The sequence below is a fragment of the Streptomyces sp. NPDC048637 genome (assembly GCF_040650675.1).
In the GTDB taxonomy this organism is placed as follows: domain Bacteria; phylum Actinomycetota; class Actinomycetes; order Streptomycetales; family Streptomycetaceae; genus Streptomyces.
The window spans coordinates 22,775-39,471 of the sequence record NZ_JBEZHQ010000018.1; the positions used below are offsets into that span (position 1 = coordinate 22,775).

Genomic DNA, 16,697 nt, shown 5'->3' on the forward strand with positions numbered 1-16,697 from the left:
CCCCACCGTGACACTCGTCAAACAGTGCCATGGCAAAGGGAGTTGAGGAAGCGGGTCGGGCGGGGCGCCCGAGGGCACAACAGCCTCCACTCCCCCTCGGGGACCGGCCCCCGCAGACCCCTGAGCCCCTCAGACCTCACCCCCCTCAGATCCCTCAGATCCCTCAGACCCTCAGACCCTCAGACCCTCAGGCCCTCAGGCCTCAGGCCTCAGACCCGCTGAGCGACGGGCTGATCCAGCGCCTCCCGCCACTCCCGTACCGCGGCCGCCTCCACCGGCGCCGACCAGCCGGCGGGCCGGGCCGCGCCCCCGATGTGGAACGCGTCGAGACCGGCTGCCCGCAACGCCGGCAGATGGCCGAGCCCGAGTCCACCGCCGACCAGGATCCGCGGCGCATACCCGGGCTCGCCCGCCGCCGTACGCGCCTGCTCGGCCAGCAGCGTCGGCAGCCCCCCGTCGACCCCCTGCGCGGACCCAGCCGTCAGATAGGTGTCGAGCCCCGCGGCGCCGGCCGCCCCGGCCAGCTCCTTGCGCAGCGCGTCCCGGTCGGCCGCCCGGTCGATGGCCCGGTGGAAGGTCCACCGGCAGCCGTCGATCACCTCGGCCAGCGCCGTCACCGCAGCAAGATCCGGCCGCCCGTCCGGCGTGAGAAATCCGAGGACGAACTCCTCGGCACCCTCCGCCCGCAGCGCCGCGGCCTCCTCGCACAGCGCCGCCACGTCACCGGCCGCAAAGCCGTCGGCGGCCCGCAGCATCACCCGCAGCGGAAGGCCGACAGCCGCCCGGATCGCCGCGAACGTGGCCCGGGGCGGGGTGAGCCCGTCCGCCGCCATGTCCGTCACCAGCTCCAGACGATCGGCCCCGCCGGCCTCGGCGGCGACCGCGTCCTGCGGGCCGAGCGCGATCACCTCCAGCAGCGCGCGCTTGCTCATATGACCCAATCCTTCGATGACGACCTGACGAGACGGACCTCAGACCCCACAACAGGTCTAGTCCAATATCCCAGGGTAAGGGCCGCCCGCCCTTCCGGACACCGGACACCACCGGCACGCCCGGAATCCGCCCATACGCCTCCGGCATTCGCGCAGGTTTACCGAACACCTCCCCCAGGCCGCTGGGACGGTCGCCACCCTCTCCTGCCGCGACGACCCGCAAACCTGACCGGACCTCACGCTCCGCCCCGGAATGCGCGGGGGTGCGAGGCACAATGGCTGGTATGAACCCCGTGCCCCGTACGGCAGACACCACCGACCCGGCGCCGGAGCTGCGGCAGCGCTGGGCCAACACCGTCACCGCGGCCCGCGGCACCAAGAACCCCACGGCCCCCGACCCCGCCCCGTACGCGGACAACCTCCTGTCCCGCTGGCGCGAACCACAACGCCGCTACCACACCGTCGACCATCTGGCCGCGGTCCTGTATCGCATCGACGAACTGGCCAAACACACCGACGACTTGCCCACCGTCCAGTTGGCAGCCTGGTTCCACGACGCCGTGTACCGCCCGGACCGCTCCGAGAACGAGGAGCGCAGCGCGGCCCTCGCCGAACGCGCACTGCCCGAGCTGGGCATCGGCGCGGCCCGCACGGCCGAGGTTGCCCGCCTGGTGCGGCTCACCGTCACCCACGACCCGGCGCCCGACGACCCCGACGGCGAGGTGCTGTGCGACGCGGACCTCGCGGTGCTCGCCGGCTCCCCCGACCAGTACGCCGCCTACGCCGCCGCGGTCCGCGACGAGTACGCCTTCGTCCCCGACCCCGATTTCACCGCCGGCCGCTCCGCCGTCCTGGCCCAACTCCTCTCCCTGCCACGCCTCTTCCGCACCCCCCGCGGCTACGACCTCTGGGAACACACCGCCCGCCGCAACCTCACCACGGAACTGGATCTGCTGCGGGGGGCGTAGGGGGGAGGCTGGGGCTTGGGGGTCTCGTGCGTTCTGCGGGGTCCGGTGGGGGCTTGTGTTGTGCGTACCCGCCGTCCGGCTTCGTGGGAGCTGACGGTTTTGCGGGTCTCGTGTGTGCCGTGAGGGTCGGTGGGGGCTTGTGTTGTGCATACCCGCCGTCCGGCTTCGTGGGGGCTGGGGTTTGCGGGTCTCGTGTGTTCCGCTCGGGTCGGTGGGGGCTGGGGTGTTGCGGGGTTTGTGGTTGCCGCGGGGGCTGGAGGGGACGCACCGGTACCCTCCCCCAGCCTTCGGCCGGGAGGTGCCCCCACGGCGCGGGCGACGCGGCTCCGTGCGATTGAGTACCCCGGCGTTCGCTCCAGTCCTGCGGGCGGGCACCGGTACATCCCCTCCAACCGTCCAACGTTGCCGACTGCCGCCCGGTGACACCGCCCGTCACCGCCCCACCTCGCCCGCCGCCCAAGGTGCGGGTGGCCCGGCCAGGCCCCTGCCAAGAGGTGCCGCGCATGGTCGTGACGGTGATCGGTACGGCGGGACAGCCGCCCACGTACGGAGGTCGGAGGGGATGTCCGGTGAGCCGCCCGCAGGACCCGGAGCGAACAACGGGGCGAGGAACCTCAGGGACCAGGGCCGCCCGCGCCGAGGACGGCTTACCGGGCGTCCCCTCCGACCCACCACCCACAACCCGTAGGCGCACCGGCGCAAGCCCACGGCAACCCGCACCGGCCCCAGCCCACAGCAACCCGCACCCGCACCCGCACCCAGCCCACGGCAAACCCGCACCCACCCCACACGCGGAGCCGCAGAATTCAGCCGAGCCGGGAATGTAAGCAGTCCTATCGCTGTTAGTAGCTGTCATGCCAGCACAGTCCGACCGCCCCCGCCTGCCCATCGCCGTATACGTCCTCGGCCTGTCCGTCTTTGCTCTGGGCACGTCCGAGTTCATGCTCTCCGGCATCCTCCAGCCGCTCGCCCGCGACCTGGACGTCTCCATCCCGCAGGCCGGGCTGCTGGTGTCGGCCTTCGCGATCGGCATGGTGATCGGCGCCCCCGTACTCGCCGCCGCAACGCTCCGGCTCCCGCGGCGCACGACACTGATCGCACTGCTCGCGGTCTTCGGCCTCGGCCAGGTGGCGGGCGCGCTGGCCCCCTCCTACGGCGTGCTGTTCGCCTCGCGCATCGTGAGCGCACTGGCCTGCGCCGGGTTCTGGGCGGTCGGCGCGGCGGTCGCCGTCTCACTGGTGCCGGTGACCGCGCGGGCCCGCGCCATGGCCGTGATGGTCGGCGGCCTGAGCATCGCCAACATCGCGGGCGTCCCGGCCGGCGCACTGCTCGGCCAGCACGCCGGCTGGCGCGCCGCCTTCTGGGCCGTGGCGGGGCTGGCCGCGATCGGCCTGATAGGCGTGATCGCGCTGGTGCCGCGTACGGCCGTACCCACCGGCGAGGACCGCCCGCAGCTGCGCCGTGAGCTGACCATCTACAAGGACAAGCAGGTCTGGCTGGCCCTGACCGCCACGGCCCTGAACGGCGCCGCGGTCTTCGCGCTCTTCTCGTACCTCTCGCCGCTGCTGACCGACACCGCCGGCCTCGCCGAGAGCTGGGTACCGACGGTCCTCGCACTCTTCGGCGTCGGCGCGCTGACGGGTACCTTCATCGGCGGCCGGATCGCCGACGCACACCTCTTCGGGACGCTCTTCGGCGGTATCGCCGCATCCACCGTCGTGCTGGCCGTCCTGGCGCTGACCGCGCACAGCCCGGTCGCCGCCGTCGCGCTCTCGCTGATGCTCGGGGTGACCGCGTTCACCACGGCCCCGGCCCTCAACGCCCGGATGTTCAACGTCGCGAACGCCGCGCCGACGCTGGCCGGTGCGACCACCACCGCCGCGTTCAACATCGGCAACACCCTGGGCCCCTGGCTCGGCGGGCTGGCCATCGGCGCGGGCTGGGGCTACCCGTCCGTGGCGTGGACCGGCGCCGCGCTGGCGGCGGGGGCCGTGGTCACCACTGCCCTCGCGTTCCGGCTGCACCGGGCGACGCACCACTCCCGGCTGATCGCCTCCTCCGCCACCGCCACCGCCACCGCCACCCCCGCCGCGGAGGCCACGGCGACGGCGCAGCTGGCGAAGACCGCGGAGGCGACGGGGACGGGACGGCACCACTGAGCCCCGCGGGGGCGCCGCGCGCCCCCGCCGTTCACCCGCCGCCGTCGAACGTCCACCGTGTCTGGCTGTAGGTCTCGCCCCGCCCGAACCCGAAGGCCGTGACCGGCTCGACCCGGAAGACCACGGCCCGGTTGCCCTCCCCGTGGAACGCACCGTCGCGGACGTCGAAGTGCCAGTCGCTGCCGTACTTTTCGACGTAGAGATCGGCCAGCCGGCGCAGCGTGGGCTCGTCGTGCACCCGCACCGCGTCGCCCTCGACGACCACATCGAGCCCCGCGTGCAGGTCGTTGCCGCCGGCCGTCGAGGTCGTCAGCACACAGTGCGCGTTGGATTCGAGGTTCTTGGCCTTGCGCTCGCCGGGGCCGGTGCAGAAGTGCAGCGCACCGTCCGACCAGACGGCGAGCAGCGGGGTGACATGCGGGCGGCCGTCGGGCCGGACGGTGGTGAGCCAGAAGATCTCGGCCTCGGTCATCCCGCCGACGGCCGCGGGCCATGCGGTCGCCGTGGCGTCCGCACTGCTGTAGTCCGGGTCGAGGTCGGTGGCCGGTGGTCCGCCCTGTTCGCTGGCTGACATGACTGTCCCCTTTCGGTGCGGCGCACGGTCAGGCCCATCGTGCGGGGACCCGCCGCCGCGCCGCCGCTACGACGCGCCGCGACGGGCCGTACGGGGCGCCGGCCGGTTCTTGGGGCGACGCAGCCCGGCGGCGGTCAGCCGGCGCAGCAGCTCCTTGCAGCCGACTTCCACGGCCCCGGCGCGCACCGCATCGCCGTACCGCTCCGCCGGCAGGTCGTAGTGGTCACGCTCGAATGCCCGCCGGGGCGCGCCGAGCCGCGCCGCGAAGGCGTGCAGTTCGTCGAAGGAGTGGTCGCTGACCAGATGCGACCACATCCGGCCGTGCCCCGGCCAGGTGGGCGGATCGATGTAGATCGCCACGTCAGCGCTCCGGCCGGATCGCGATGTCGGTCCGCCGCACCATCAACCACCTCAGCCTTCCGTCGGGGCGCCGAGCCGGCCGACTCGGGCCACCGCGACGGCTGTCTTGGGGCAGACCCAGTGCGGATCGGTCCCCAACTCCGGTTCGACATCGAGTGCATGGGGATCCCCCGACTCCGTGCACACGGGGCACAGCGGCCAGCGGCCGTACCGGTCCAGGAGGGCGTCCTGGACGTCCTGCGCTATCAGTCCGGCGACGAATTCCGCTCCTTCAGGCCATTGCTCCACCCACCACCGGCGGTGGACGACCGCATCCTCCACGAGCGAGACGATGTCGGCGTCGGCCACCTCGTCCGCCATCAGGTCGGCGAGCACCAGCGCCCGCGCGGCGTGCAATGCCTGTTCCATCTCCATGCCCCCCATTGTCTCCCGGCCGCCGGCCGCCGAGCGGAGTTGTCCACAGCCCGCCGCGGGATCATGCGCTCTGTCCACAGCACTCACAGAGGGTATTGACGCCGAGCCGTCGATGAAATTACTTTTCAAGCGTGAGCAGCAGCGTGAAGGAAACTTTCAAGGACGCGCCCGTCGAGACCCGACCGGCCCCGGCCCCACCCGCCCCCGCGGCGCTGGCCGCCAAGGTCCGCACCCTCGCGCCGACGATGACCCGCTCCATGCAGCGGGTCGCGGAGACCGTCGCGAGCGACCCGGCCGGCTGCGCCGCCCTCACCGTCACCGGCCTCGCGGAGCGCACGGGCACCAGCGAGGCCACCGTCGTACGGACGTCCCGGCTGCTCGGCTACCCGGGCTACCGCGACCTGCGCCTCGCCCTCGCCGCGCTCGCCGCCCAGCAGGCGGCCGGCGGCGCGCCCGCGGTGACCGCGGACATAGCGGTCGACGACTCCCTCGTCGATGTCGTCGCGAAGCTGGCGCAGGAGGAGCAGCAGTGCCTGGCCGACACCGCCGCCGCACTGGACGTCACCCAGCTCGAAGCCGCCGTCACCGCGCTCGCCGGGGCCCGCCGTATTGATGTGTACGGCATCGGGGCCTCCAATCTCGTCGGCCAGGACCTCGTCCAGAAGCTGCTGCGCATCGGCCTGATCGCGCATGCGCACGCGGACCCGCATCTGGCCGTGACGAACGCCGTACAGATGCGCACCGGCGATGTCGCCCTCGCCATAACCCACTCCGGGCGGACCACCGACGTCATAGAGCCCCTGCGGGTGGCCTTCGACCACGGCGCGACGACGATCGCCATCACCGGCCGCCCGGACGGCGAGATCGCCGCGTACGCGGACCACATCCTGACCACGTCCACGGCCCGCGAGAGCGAGCTGCGACCGGCCGCCATGTCGTCCCGCACGAGTCAGCTGCTGGTCGTGGACTGCCTGTTCATAGGCGTCGCGCAGCGTACGTACGAGACCGCGGCCCCCGCGCTGTCCGCCTCCTACGAGGCCCTCGCCCACCGCCACTCGCCGCGCAACAACCAGCGCTGACCCGCACCGCCCCGCCGTTGTGGGCATCCATGCCGCCGGGGCGGCACGGGTGGGCACGACGGCACCCGGCGGCGGGCAGCCGAAATGCCACGGCCCCCACGCGCCCGACCCGAAGAGAGCCGCCACGCCATGACCTCCACCACCGACCACGACCCTCTGCGCGCCCAGTTGGACACCCTCACCACCGAGGCGTTCCGGCCCGAGCTCGCCGAGATCGACCGCCGCTCCACCCTGGAGATCGCCCGGACGATGAACGACGAGGACGCCACGGTCCCCGCCGCCGTCGCCCGGCGGCTCCCGGAGATCGCCGCCGCCATCGACGCCACCGCCGCTCGGATGGCCCGCGGCGGCCGGCTGATCTACGCCGGCGCCGGCACGGCCGGCCGCCTCGGGGTGCTGGACGCCAGCGAGTGCCCCCCGACCTTCAACACCGACCCGTCCGAGGTGCTCGGGCTGATCGCGGGCGGCCCGTCCGCGATGGTCAACGCGGTCGAGGGCGCCGAGGACAGCACGAAGTTCGCGGTCGAGGATCTGACCGCGATCGGCCTGACCGACCTGGACACCGTCGTCGGCATCTCGGCCTCCGGCCGTACGCCCTATGCGGTCGGGGCCGTCGAGCATGCCCGCGCCCTGGGCGCACTGACCATCGGCCTGTCCTGCAATGCCGATTCGGCGCTGGCCGAGGCCGCCGAGCACGGTATCGAGATCGTGGCCGGCCCCGAGCTGCTGACCGGCTCCACGCGGCTCAAGGCGGGCACCGCCCAGAAGCTGGTGCTCAATATGCTCTCGACCATCACCATGATCCGGCTGGGCAAGACCTACGGGAATCTGATGGTCGACGTCCGCGCCTCCAACGAGAAGCTGCGGGCCCGCTCGCGCCGTATCGTCGCGCTCGCCACCGGCGCTTCCGACCAGGAGATCGAGAAGGCCCTGCGCCGCACGGACGGCGAGGTGAAGAACGCCATCCTCACCATCCTCGGCGAAGTCGACGCCCCCACTGCCGCCCGCCTCCTCGACGCTGCCGACGGCCATCTCCGCGCAGCCCTCCAGTCCACCAAGGACCACTGAGTCCCACGGCTCCCCGCCCACCCCACCCCGTACGCCCCCGCCCCCGACCCCCGCCCCTGGTCTGTCCGCACAGCAAGGCACCGCATATGCCCGAAGACAAGAACCGCGCCACCGCTGCCGCGATCCTCCCTCTCGTCGGCGGCGCCGGAAACCTCACCTCCATCGCCCACTGCATGACCCGGCTCCGCCTCGGCATCCAGGACCGCTCCCTGGTCCAGGACGAGGCCCTCAAGGCACTGCCGGCAGTCATGGGCGTGGTCGAGGACGACACGTACCAGATCGTGCTGGGCCCCGGGACGGTCGCCCGGGTCACCCCCGAATTCGAGCGCCTGGTGGCGCAGGCCCGCGCCTCGGCCCCCACCGGCGAGCCGGAACCCGCCGGACCGCCCCTCGCCCCCAAGGCCACCACCCCGGAATCCGAACCGCCCCCCACGCCACCAACCCCCAGGCCACCAACCGCCACCCAGCAACCGCCCACCCCACCCACCACCACCGCCGAGGAGCTGGCCGCCCAGGGCGCCGCCCTCAAGGCCCGGCAGAAGTCCAGGAACGCCACCCCGGTGAAGCTGTTCCTCCGCCGGATCGCCAATATCTTCGTCCCGCTGATCCCGGCCCTGATCGGCTGCGGCATCATCGCCGGCATCAACGGCCTGCTGACCAACCTCGGATGGCTGCCCTCGGTCGTCCCCGCCCTCGCCGCCATGGCCTCCGGCTTCATGTCCCTCATCGCCGTCTTCGTCGGCTACAACACCGCCAAGGAATTCGGGGGCACCCCCATCCTCGGCGGCGCGGTCGCCGCGGTCATCGTCTTCCCCGGCATCACCCACATCACGGCCTTCGGCCAGCCGCTCTCCCCCGGCCAGGGCGGCGTACTCGGCGCACTGGCCGCGGCGCTGCTCGCCGTCCAGGTGGAGAAGCGGTGCCGCAAGGCAGTCCCCGAGGCGCTGGACGTCCTCGTCACCCCGACCCTTACGGTCCTGGTCACGGGCCTGGCCACCCTCTTCGGCCTGATGTACGTCGCAGGCGAGGCCGCCACCGCCATCGGCACCTGCGCCAACTGGCTGCTGACCCACGGCGGCGCCTTCGCCGGCTTCGTCCTGGGCGGCCTCTTCCTCCCCCTCGTCATGCTGGGCCTCCACCAGGCGCTCATCCCCCTGCACACCACCCTCATCGAGCAGCAGGGCTACACGGTCCTGCTCCCGATCCTCGCCATGGCCGGAGCGGGCCAGGTCGGCGCCGCGATCGCCGTCTACCTCCGCCTCCCCCGCAACCGCTCGATCCGCAGAACCATCAAGTCCGCCCTGCCCGCAGGCTTCCTGGGCGTCGGCGAACCCCTGATCTACGGCGTCTCGCTCCCTCTGGGCCGCCCCTTCATCACCGCCTGCCTGGGCGGCGCATTCGGCGGCGCCTTCGTCGGCCTCTTCAACCAACTCGGCGACGCCGTCGGCTCCACCGCCATCGGCCCCTCCGGCTGGGCCCTGTTCCCCCTGGTCAAGGGCAACCACACCCTGACCACCACCCTCACCGTCTACGCCCTGGGCCTGGCCGTCGGCTACCTCGTCGGCTTCCTCGCCACCTACTTCTTCGGCTTCAGCAAACAGATGCGGGCAGAGCTGGACGCCGACCCTGACAGCGCCCCCACCCCCGCAGCCGCAGAGCCCGACCCGACAACCACAGGAAGCCCCACCCCACTCGGAACACCGGCCGGCCTGGGAACACCGTGAATTGAGCGGAACTCACGAGCCGCCCCAAAATGCCAGATATTGCCTGGCCGACGCGCTAATGCCCACCCCTCCATGGCATCCAACCATCGGCCGCATTGCCCCATTCCATCACTCTCCGCTTCACTCCTTGCGCAACCAGTGACCGCAGGCGAGAGTCGCTGACGATACGTCAACAGTTGAAGGGGAGCTGGAAGAAAACCCGATGACGAGATCACCGATATCCGACAGCTCTCCCATGGCGATATCGCGACGATCGGACGCACCTCCCCACCGAGTACCGCTCACGCCTCCCCGAGAGCGCCCGCATTTCCAAGGGCGAACGACTCCCACCGGACGCCTACTGGCAGGGGCTTTCGGCAGGGCTACCGGCAGGGCCACTGACAGGACTACCGCCAACAGCAGCGGGCCCCCGCGGAGCGGTACCCCCCTCCCCGGAATTCCCCTCCCAGCCGAATAGGCATTCGGAGCGGCCGACCCACGAGATCAGCGCGAGGTCGATACACCTGCTTCGGGAACCCAGAACACCCCGAACAAAATTGTTCACCGCGATGGGGGAAGGGAGGATCCGACGCCAGTTCTCCCTCGCAAAATCCTGGACCCGCCCAAAGACCCGCCCAAAGACCCGCTCAAAGACCCACCCAAAGCAGATCCCGCAGAATGCGAAATTGACATAGCCCGTTACGCGAAAGCCTTCACCAAAGCACCTCCGGCCCCCGCCTCTTCACCCCTCACCCCTCACCCCTCACCCTTCACCCTTCACCCTTCACCCCACCACAATGCTGCCGAACTCCGGGGCGCCCGCGGTGGAGATGCCGGCTGCGGGCGGGGAGATGAAGCGGGAGCCGGTGGTGGTGAGGCGGGTGCCGTCGGAGGGCAGGGTGGTGAGGGCGCCGTTGCCGCCGTCCTCGTAGACGGCGCCCACGGTCAGGTCAGCCTTCTTGTCACCGTTGAGGTCGGAGAGGAAGACCTCACCGCCGAAGAGGTCGTCCTTCTCGTTGGCGCCGGGGACGCCCGGGGAGTTCTGGTGGAAGTACTGGATGTGGTGCGCGGTGTCGATGCCGGAGGGGGAGCCGCGCAGCACGGTCACCGCACCGGCCTTGCTCGCGCCGTCGAGGGTCTCGTACGCGGCGCCGATGGCCAGATCCTGCAGGCCGTCGCCGTTGATGTCGCCGAGGGTCACCTCGAAGCCGAAGTTGTCGCCCTTCTCGGAGCTGCCGGGTATCGCGCCGGACTCCTGGGTGATGGTGTCGGTCAGCTCCACACGCGGACCGCCCGCCGAGCCGTGGATGACAGTGACCTTGCCGCCCTTGGTGCTGCCGGGGATCCGGTCGTCGAAGGTCATGCCGGTGACGAGGTCGCCGAAGCCGTCGCCGTTGACATCGCCGATGGCGGTGATGAAGCCGCCGGGCAGGCGCTTCACGCGACTGCCGGAGAGGCCGGCCGGGGTGCCGGGCAGGTAGTAATTGGTGCTGAAGTGGGGCGCTTCCCTGTCGTAGGCGCTGACCACCAGATCGGAGTAGCCCTGGCCGGTGACCTCGCCGGAGGTCAGCTGGAGGATGCCGTTGGTGGCCTCGCCGACGATGGGCAGGGCGAGGGCCGTGTGGGCGCCGGGCTTCGCGGCCTTGCTGATACCGCCCTTGAAGAGATGCAGCGTGGCGGAGGAGGCGCCAACCGCCAGATCGACTTTGCCGTCGCGGTCGAAGTCGCCGGCGGCCAGCGCGGCGCCGAAACGGTCGTGCAGGGTGGGGGCGGGGTCGGCGAGAGTGGCGCTGCCCTTTCCGGAGAGGCCGCCGGACGCGCCCCACAGAATCTGCAGGGTGCCGCCGTCGGCGTCGGCCGCGACATCCTCGTGCGGGGCGGCGACGGCGAGGTCGGCGAAGCCGTCGGAGTTGAAGTCGCCGGCGGCGAGGCTTCCGCCGAAGAAGTCGTCGGCCTCGGCCGCGCCGGGCACGCCCGGGGAGTTCTGGCTCAACGTGGTGTGCCGGGAGGCGTCCACGCCGTGCGCCGAACCGTAGAACACGGTGACGGCACCGGCCGCCTTCTTTCCGTCGACGGTCGCGGCGGGCGCGGCCACGGCGAGATCGCGGTAGCCGTCGCCGTTGAAGTCGCCCTGGCGGCCGTTGGCGGCCGACGCGGCGCGGTCCGCGGCGGAGGCGGTGCCGGTGGCGGCCGTCAGCAGGCCGGCCGCCAGCGCGGTGGCGGCCGCGGTGGCCAGGGTCATACGGAGGTGCTTGGGCATGCGGGGCTCTCCTGCTGCCTGCGGGATGCGCGGGGCATCCACTGCTGAATGGTGGGCCGGACGGCCGTGGGCAGCAGAAGGCGTTCTTCCCATGCCCGTACGGCAGTTGGCGCACAGGAGACCCATGAGGGGCGGGGAGGGTTGTGGTGGAGTAGTGAAGACGGCGTGAAGTAGAGGTGTGGGTGGCGGGGTAGGTCCGGGCCGGGGTCCGTACCGGCGGGGCACAGTAGGCTCGGCGCATGGGGATCCGGTTACGCCGCCCGTGGCGCGCCAGGCTGATCGTGGCGGGCACCGCTCTCGTCCTCGCCGTCGGCGGCGTGACAATGCTGCTCTGGAGCGAGATGCCACCGCCGTACGTGCCGCCGCCACAACTGCCCGGTGCGCACGGCATCAGGGTGGTCCAGGCCTACGAGAGCACGCTGGACCTGGATCTCGACACCCCGCCGGAACCGGCCACCGTGGGCGGCGCCGTCCTGCTGGCGGTGAGCGGGGGCCTGTGCGTCGGGGGCTGCTTCATCCGGCGCAAGGAGCAGGCACGGCGCCCCTGATCGCGCCCCTTCCCACAGCAGACCGCCCGCCGGAAACCCCACAGGCCCCCCGCAAACCCCGCAGCCCGCCCCGAAGAACGCCGTCGGGGCGGCACCCCCCAAGAGGAGGGTGCCGCCCCGACGTACGTGTGGACGTGTGATCCAGAGGATCAGCGTTCTGATCCAGAGGATCAGAAGTCCATGTCACCGCCCGGCATGCCGCCCGGAGCGCCCGCCGCGGCGGCCTTCTCCGGCTTGTCGGCGATGACGGCCTCGGTGGTGAGGAAGAGCGCCGCGATGGAGGCGGCGTTCTGCAGCGCGGAGCGCGTGACCTTCGCCGGGTCGATGATGCCCTCGGCGATCATGTCGACGTACTCACCGGTCGCGGCGTTCAGACCGTGACCGACGGCCAGGTTGCGCACCTTCTCCACCACGACGCCGCCCTCAAGGCCGCCGTTGACGGAGATCTGCTTGAGCGGGGCCTCCAGGGCGAGCTTCACGGCGTTGGCGCCGGTCGCCTCGTCACCGTCGAGGTCCAGCTTCTCGAAGACCGAGGAAGCCTGGAGCAGGGCGACGCCACCGCCGGCGACGATGCCCTCCTCGACGGCCGCCTTCGCGTTGCGAACGGCGTCCTCGATGCGGTGCTTGCGCTCCTTGAGCTCGACCTCGGTGGCGGCACCGGCCTTGATGACGGCCACGCCGCCGGCCAGCTTCGCCAGACGCTCCTGGAGCTTCTCGCGGTCGTAGTCCGAGTCGCTGTTCTCGATCTCGGCACGGATCTGGTTGACGCGGCCCTGGACCTGCTCGCTGTCGCCGGCACCGTCGACGATGGTGGTCTCGTCCTTGGTGATGACGACCTTGCGGGCGCGGCCGAGCAGTTCGAGACCGGCGTTCTCCAGCTTGAGGCCGACCTCCTCGGAGATGACGGTGCCACCGGTGAGGATGGCGATGTCGCCGAGCATGGCCTTGCGGCGGTCACCGAAGCCCGGGGCCTTGACGGCGACGGACTTGAAGGTGCCACGGATCTTGTTGACGACCAGGGTCGACAGGGCCTCGCCCTCGACGTCCTCGGCGATGATCAGCAGCGGCTTGCCGGACTGCATGACCTTCTCCAGGAGCGGCAGCAGGTCCTTCACGCTGCCGATCTTGGAGTTGACGATGAGGATGTACGGGTCGTCGAGCGACGCCTCCATACGCTCCATGTCGGTGGCGAAGTACGCCGAGATGTAGCCCTTGTCGAAGCGCATACCCTCGGTGAGCTCCAGCTCCAGACCGAAGGTCTGGGACTCCTCGACGGTGATGACGCCTTCCTTGCCGACCTTGTCCATGGCCTCGGCGATCAGCTCGCCGATCTGGGTGTCAGCGGCGGAGATGGAGGCCGTCGAAGCGATCTGCTCCTTGGTCTCCACGTCCTTGGCCTGCTCCAGCAGGGCGGCGGAGACGGCCTCGACGGCACGCTCGATACCACGCTTGAGGGCCATCGGGTTGGCGCCGGCGGCGACGTTGCGCAGGCCCTCGCGGACCAGGGCCTGGGCCAGGACGGTCGCGGTCGTCGTGCCGTCACCGGCGACGTCGTCCGTCTTCTTCGCGACCTCCTTGACCAGCTCGGCGCCGATCTTCTCGTACGGGTCCTCGAGCTCGATCTCCTTGGCGATGGAAACACCATCGTTGGTGATCGTGGGGGCGCCCCACTTCTTCTCGAGGACGACGTTACGGCCCTTGGGGCCGAGGGTGACCTTGACGGCGTCGGCGAGCTGGTTCATCCCGCGCTCGAGACCGCGCCGTGCCTCCTCGTCGAACGCGATGATCTTGGCCATGTGAAGTGGTCCTCCCGGACTAATGGGGTCTCCCCTGCTCGAACGCAGTTGAGAGCTTGGGGAAGGATTGCTCCGGACCGCGCTGGCGCCCGCGACGGACGGCCTGCAGACCTGTGTGGTTCCTTGCCCCACGCGGCCTACGGGCCTCACCGACCCGGTCCTTCTTTGTCACTCTCACTGGGAGAGTGCTAACGCCAATGATTAGCACTCGTGGGGTGCGAGTGCAAGCGCCCGGATGGCGTCCCGCCCACCCGGCTGACGGCGGAGGGCGGCCGACCGGGGGCACACAGCCGAAGGCCCGTACCCCCCTCAGGGGTACGGGCCTTCCTCACGCAGCAGTTGGTCGGCGCCTCAGCCGGCCACCCGGACCATGTCCGCCTGCGGCCCCTTCTGGCCCTGCGAGATCTCGAACTCGACCCGCTGACCCTCCTCAAGGGTGCGGTAGCCGTCCATCTGGATCGCGCTGTAGTGGACGAAAACATCCGCACCACCGTCGACCGCGATGAAGCCGTACCCCTTCTCCGCGTTGAACCACTTGACGGTGCCCTGAGCCATGCCTAACTCCCCTATTACTGGCCCTTGCGCAGGACCGCACTCCGCGGACCCGGGTCAGACCTCACCCCGCGAAAGGCCCGTGGGGTGTGCGCCGGAACGCGTCGACCGCCGCTGAATGTATCTGCACAGATGCCCAGAGCAACAGGTCAATCGGACGAGAAATCTGGCGCCGGAGAATCGGCAATATGCGGCGAAATCCCGGTTCTCCAGGGCAAGTCGGGCCGGGCATAGCGCACCTAGGCGACAAATACCGCCCACACTTTGGACACAACTGGTCGCGAACACATATGCGTTCGGCACGCTCACGGTGATATCCGGAGGGGGATCACCCCAATGGTATCTCCTTTCACAACACGGAATTGCCCCGTCCGCTTTCTGGCGGACGGGGCAATTCCGGTCATGCAGGAGAAGAGTTGGCGCAAATCAGCAGCCGCCGGCCACCGCCGGAATGATCGAGATGCCGGCGCCGTCCGGGGTCGGCGTCTCCAGGCCCTGCTCGAAGCGCACATCGTCGTCGTTGACGTACACGTTCACGAAGCGGCGCAGCTTGCCGGCGTCGTCCAGCACACGGGCCGCGATGCCCTGGTGGTTCTGCTCCAGGTCGGCGATCACCTCGGAGAGGGTCGCGCCCTCGGCGGGGACCTCGGCCTGGCCACCGGTGTACGTGCGGAGGATGGTGGGGATGCGGACCTTGACGCTCATGGTTCTGCCTTCCAGGGATACGGAGTACGAGTTCGGGGGGCTGTGGCGCGGCCTCGTCCACCGGACGGGCCGGCGGCCTCAGCCGAGGCCGGCCGCGCGGAACGCGTCCAGGTTCGGACGGATCGTGGCCGTGGGCCCGGAGGTCGGGGCGACCGCGTCAAGTGTCTTGAGGCCGTCACCCGTGTTGAGTACGACGGTGGTCAGGGACGGGTCGAGCAGACCCTCCTCGATCAGCTTCTTGGTCACGCCGACGGTCACGCCGCCCGCGGTCTCCGCGAAGATCCCTTCCGTCCTGGCCAGCAGCTTGATGGCGTCCACGACCTGCTCGTCGTTGACATCCTCCACGGCACCGCCCGTACGGCGCGCGATGTCGAGCACATACGGACCGTCGGCCGGGTTGCCGATCGCCAGCGACTTGGCGATGGTGTTCGGCTTCTGCGGGCGCACGACGTCCTGCCCGGCCTTGAAGGCCGTGGACACCGGCGAGCAGCCCTCCGCCTGGGCACCGAAGATCTTGTACGGCTTGTCCTCGACCAGGCCGAGGGCGATCAGCTCCTTGAGCCCCTTGTCGATCTTCGTGAGCTGTGAGCCGGACGCGATCGGGATGACGATCTGGTCCGGGAGCTGCCAGCCCAGCTGCTCGCAGATCTCGTACGCGAGGGTCTTGGAACCCTCGCCGTAGTACGGCCGCAGATTGACGTTGACGAAGCCCCAGCCCTCGCCCAGCGGGTCCCCGATGAGCTCCGAGCAGAAGCGGTTGACGTCGTCGTAGTTGCCCTCGATGCCCACCAGGTCACCGCCGTAGACCGCGGCCATGACGACCTTGCCGGCCTCCAGGTCGTGCGGGATGAAGACGCAGGACTGGAAACCGGCCCGGCTGGCCGCAGCGCCGACCGCACCGGCGAGGTTGCCGGTGGAGGAGCAGGAGAGAGTGGTGAAGCCGAAGGCGCGGGCGGCCTCGACGGCGATCGCCACGACGCGGTCCTTGAAGGAGTGCGTCGGGTTGCCGGAGTCGTCCTTGACGTACAGACCGCCGGTGACGCCCAGCTCGGCGGCGAGCCGGTCGGCCTTGACCAGGTTGGTGAAGCCGGGGTTCAGGTTCGGCTTCTCGGCCACGTCGGTGGGGACGGGCAGCAGCGGGGCGTAGCGCCAGATGCTGTTCGGGCCGGCCTCGATCTGCTTCCGCAGGCTCTCGGGGTCGCCGCTCGGCAGGTCGTACGCGACTTCGAGCGGCCCGAAACATTCCTGGCACGCGAAGATCGGGCCGAGCGGGAAGCGCTGTCCGCACTCGCGGCAGGACAGGGCTGCGGCGGGACCCAGAGCGACGGCGGGGGTGTTTTCGGTGACTTGCACAGCCATGGAGGCGAGGCCCTTTCTCCTCATCTTCCTCGCGGCGCATCTCGTCGCGAGACGGATTTGGCACCTTCCCTAGCCGGGAGCCTCACGCGCGCGGGACGTCAGCGTCCTGGCGGCAAGACCGGCTGGAGGGTTGCCGGGGCTTCAACGGGCCGTATCCCTCTGCCCCTCTGGATGAGCGGTATGGCGCTGGGCCGAAACCCAGGCGTTTGTGGCGCGGACC

The 16,697-nt window shown here is 70.7% G+C and carries 15 protein-coding genes and 1 riboswitch; of the genes, 6 read left to right on the forward strand and 9 right to left on the reverse strand.

Translation table 11 applies throughout. The features are described 5' to 3' along the window. Positions 1-209: 209 nt before the first annotated feature. Positions 210-932 carry a copper homeostasis protein CutC gene (locus tag AB0C46_RS22275; protein WP_362829736.1) on the reverse strand — a complete coding sequence of 241 codons (723 nt, stop codon included), beginning with the start codon at positions 930-932 and terminating at the stop codon, positions 210-212. Between the two features lie 284 nt (positions 933-1,216). On the opposite strand from AB0C46_RS22275, the gene AB0C46_RS22280 reads away from it, so the two are divergent. Continuing rightward, positions 1,217-1,900, forward strand: a complete 684-nt coding sequence (locus AB0C46_RS22280) for a hypothetical protein (protein ID WP_362829737.1) — start codon at positions 1,217-1,219, stop codon at positions 1,898-1,900. 854 nt (positions 1,901-2,754) lie between these two features. Continuing rightward, positions 2,755-4,059: a Cmx/CmrA family chloramphenicol efflux MFS transporter gene (locus AB0C46_RS22285; protein WP_362829738.1), complete on the forward strand. Its 1,305-nt coding sequence runs from the start codon at positions 2,755-2,757 to the stop codon at positions 4,057-4,059. 31 nt (positions 4,060-4,090) lie between these two features. On the opposite strand, the gene AB0C46_RS22290 is transcribed toward AB0C46_RS22285, so the two are convergent. The 3 genes from AB0C46_RS22290 to AB0C46_RS22300 form a co-directional block, all read right to left on the reverse strand. Continuing rightward, positions 4,091-4,633, reverse strand: a complete 543-nt coding sequence (locus AB0C46_RS22290) for a pyridoxamine 5'-phosphate oxidase family protein (protein ID WP_362829740.1) — start codon at positions 4,631-4,633, stop codon at positions 4,091-4,093. A 66-nt stretch (positions 4,634-4,699) separates the two neighbouring features. Next, positions 4,700-4,993 carry a DUF4031 domain-containing protein gene (locus AB0C46_RS22295; protein ID WP_362829741.1) on the reverse strand — a complete coding sequence of 98 codons (294 nt, stop codon included), beginning with the start codon at positions 4,991-4,993 and terminating at the stop codon, positions 4,700-4,702. A 51-nt stretch (positions 4,994-5,044) separates the two neighbouring features. Further along, complete coding sequence (locus AB0C46_RS22300; protein WP_362829742.1) at positions 5,045-5,407, reverse strand: hypothetical protein; 363 nt, start codon at positions 5,405-5,407, stop codon at positions 5,045-5,047. Between the two features lie 131 nt (positions 5,408-5,538). Between AB0C46_RS22300 and AB0C46_RS22305 the strand changes: the two genes are divergently transcribed. The 3 genes from AB0C46_RS22305 (at position 5,539) to AB0C46_RS22315 (ending at position 9,278) form a co-directional block, all read left to right on the forward strand. Continuing rightward, positions 5,539-6,486, forward strand: coding sequence for a MurR/RpiR family transcriptional regulator (locus AB0C46_RS22305; RefSeq protein ID WP_362829744.1), 948 nt, complete (start codon positions 5,539-5,541; stop codon positions 6,484-6,486). A gap of 129 nt (positions 6,487-6,615) precedes the next feature. Then, positions 6,616-7,554 (forward strand): N-acetylmuramic acid 6-phosphate etherase, encoded by a 939-nt coding sequence (gene murQ, locus AB0C46_RS22310; RefSeq protein WP_362829745.1) that lies wholly within the window; start codon positions 6,616-6,618, stop codon positions 7,552-7,554. An 86-nt stretch (positions 7,555-7,640) separates the two neighbouring features. Next, complete coding sequence (locus AB0C46_RS22315; protein ID WP_362829746.1) at positions 7,641-9,278, forward strand: PTS transporter subunit EIIC; 1,638 nt, start codon at positions 7,641-7,643, stop codon at positions 9,276-9,278. Between the two features lie 763 nt (positions 9,279-10,041). Here the strand turns inward: AB0C46_RS22315 and AB0C46_RS22320 are convergent. Further along, entirely contained in the window at positions 10,042-11,517 is a 1,476-nt protein-coding gene (locus AB0C46_RS22320) for an FG-GAP-like repeat-containing protein (RefSeq protein ID WP_362829747.1), read from the reverse strand. A 239-nt stretch (positions 11,518-11,756) separates the two neighbouring features. Between AB0C46_RS22320 and AB0C46_RS22325 the strand changes: the two genes are divergently transcribed. Next, positions 11,757-12,065: a hypothetical protein gene (locus tag AB0C46_RS22325; protein ID WP_362829748.1), complete on the forward strand. Its 309-nt coding sequence runs from the start codon at positions 11,757-11,759 to the stop codon at positions 12,063-12,065. Positions 12,066-12,235: 170 nt separating this feature from the next. Here AB0C46_RS22325 and groL read toward each other — a convergent pair whose 3' ends face one another. The 4 genes from groL to thrC form a co-directional block, all read right to left on the reverse strand. Next, complete coding sequence (groL, locus tag AB0C46_RS22330) at positions 12,236-13,861, reverse strand: chaperonin GroEL (RefSeq protein WP_127152532.1); 1,626 nt, start codon at positions 13,859-13,861, stop codon at positions 12,236-12,238. Between the two features lie 351 nt (positions 13,862-14,212). After that, positions 14,213-14,416 (reverse strand): cold-shock protein, encoded by a 204-nt coding sequence (locus AB0C46_RS22335; RefSeq protein ID WP_003986833.1) that lies wholly within the window; start codon positions 14,414-14,416, stop codon positions 14,213-14,215. Between the two features lie 423 nt (positions 14,417-14,839). Beyond that, positions 14,840-15,118 (reverse strand): MoaD/ThiS family protein, encoded by a 279-nt coding sequence (locus AB0C46_RS22340; RefSeq protein ID WP_018089727.1) that lies wholly within the window; start codon positions 15,116-15,118, stop codon positions 14,840-14,842. Between the two features lie 78 nt (positions 15,119-15,196). Further along, positions 15,197-16,477: a threonine synthase gene (gene thrC, locus AB0C46_RS22345; protein ID WP_362829750.1), complete on the reverse strand. Its 1,281-nt coding sequence runs from the start codon at positions 16,475-16,477 to the stop codon at positions 15,197-15,199. 17 nt (positions 16,478-16,494) lie between these two features. Beyond that, positions 16,495-16,655, reverse strand: a riboswitch (SAM riboswitch). Positions 16,656-16,697 lie beyond the last annotated feature (42 nt).

Excerpts from the sequence above, each read along its gene's own strand:
- AB0C46_RS22275 (WP_362829736.1), bottom strand. The coding sequence starts at position 932 with ATGAGCAAGCGCGCGCTGCTGGAGGTGATCGCGCTCGGCCCGCAGGAC.
- murQ (WP_362829745.1), top strand. The coding sequence starts at position 6,616 with ATGACCTCCACCACCGACCACGACCCTCTGCGCGCCCAGTTGGACACC.
- AB0C46_RS22325 (WP_362829748.1), top strand. The coding sequence starts at position 11,757 with ATGGGGATCCGGTTACGCCGCCCGTGGCGCGCCAGGCTGATCGTGGCG.
- AB0C46_RS22290 (WP_362829740.1), bottom strand. The coding sequence starts at position 4,633 with ATGTCAGCCAGCGAACAGGGCGGACCACCGGCCACCGACCTCGACCCG.
- AB0C46_RS22285 (WP_362829738.1), top strand. The coding sequence starts at position 2,755 with ATGCCAGCACAGTCCGACCGCCCCCGCCTGCCCATCGCCGTATACGTC.
- groL (WP_127152532.1), bottom strand. The coding sequence starts at position 13,861 with ATGGCCAAGATCATCGCGTTCGACGAGGAGGCACGGCGCGGTCTCGAG.
- AB0C46_RS22340 (WP_018089727.1), bottom strand. The coding sequence starts at position 15,118 with ATGAGCGTCAAGGTCCGCATCCCCACCATCCTCCGCACGTACACCGGT.
- thrC (WP_362829750.1), bottom strand. The coding sequence starts at position 16,477 with ATGGCTGTGCAAGTCACCGAAAACACCCCCGCCGTCGCTCTGGGTCCC.
- AB0C46_RS22335 (WP_003986833.1), bottom strand. The coding sequence starts at position 14,416 with ATGGCTCAGGGCACCGTCAAGTGGTTCAACGCGGAGAAGGGGTACGGC.
- AB0C46_RS22315 (WP_362829746.1), top strand. The coding sequence starts at position 7,641 with ATGCCCGAAGACAAGAACCGCGCCACCGCTGCCGCGATCCTCCCTCTC.
- AB0C46_RS22300 (WP_362829742.1), bottom strand. The coding sequence starts at position 5,407 with ATGGAGATGGAACAGGCATTGCACGCCGCGCGGGCGCTGGTGCTCGCC.
- AB0C46_RS22280 (WP_362829737.1), top strand. The coding sequence starts at position 1,217 with ATGAACCCCGTGCCCCGTACGGCAGACACCACCGACCCGGCGCCGGAG.
- AB0C46_RS22320 (WP_362829747.1), bottom strand. The coding sequence starts at position 11,517 with ATGCCCAAGCACCTCCGTATGACCCTGGCCACCGCGGCCGCCACCGCG.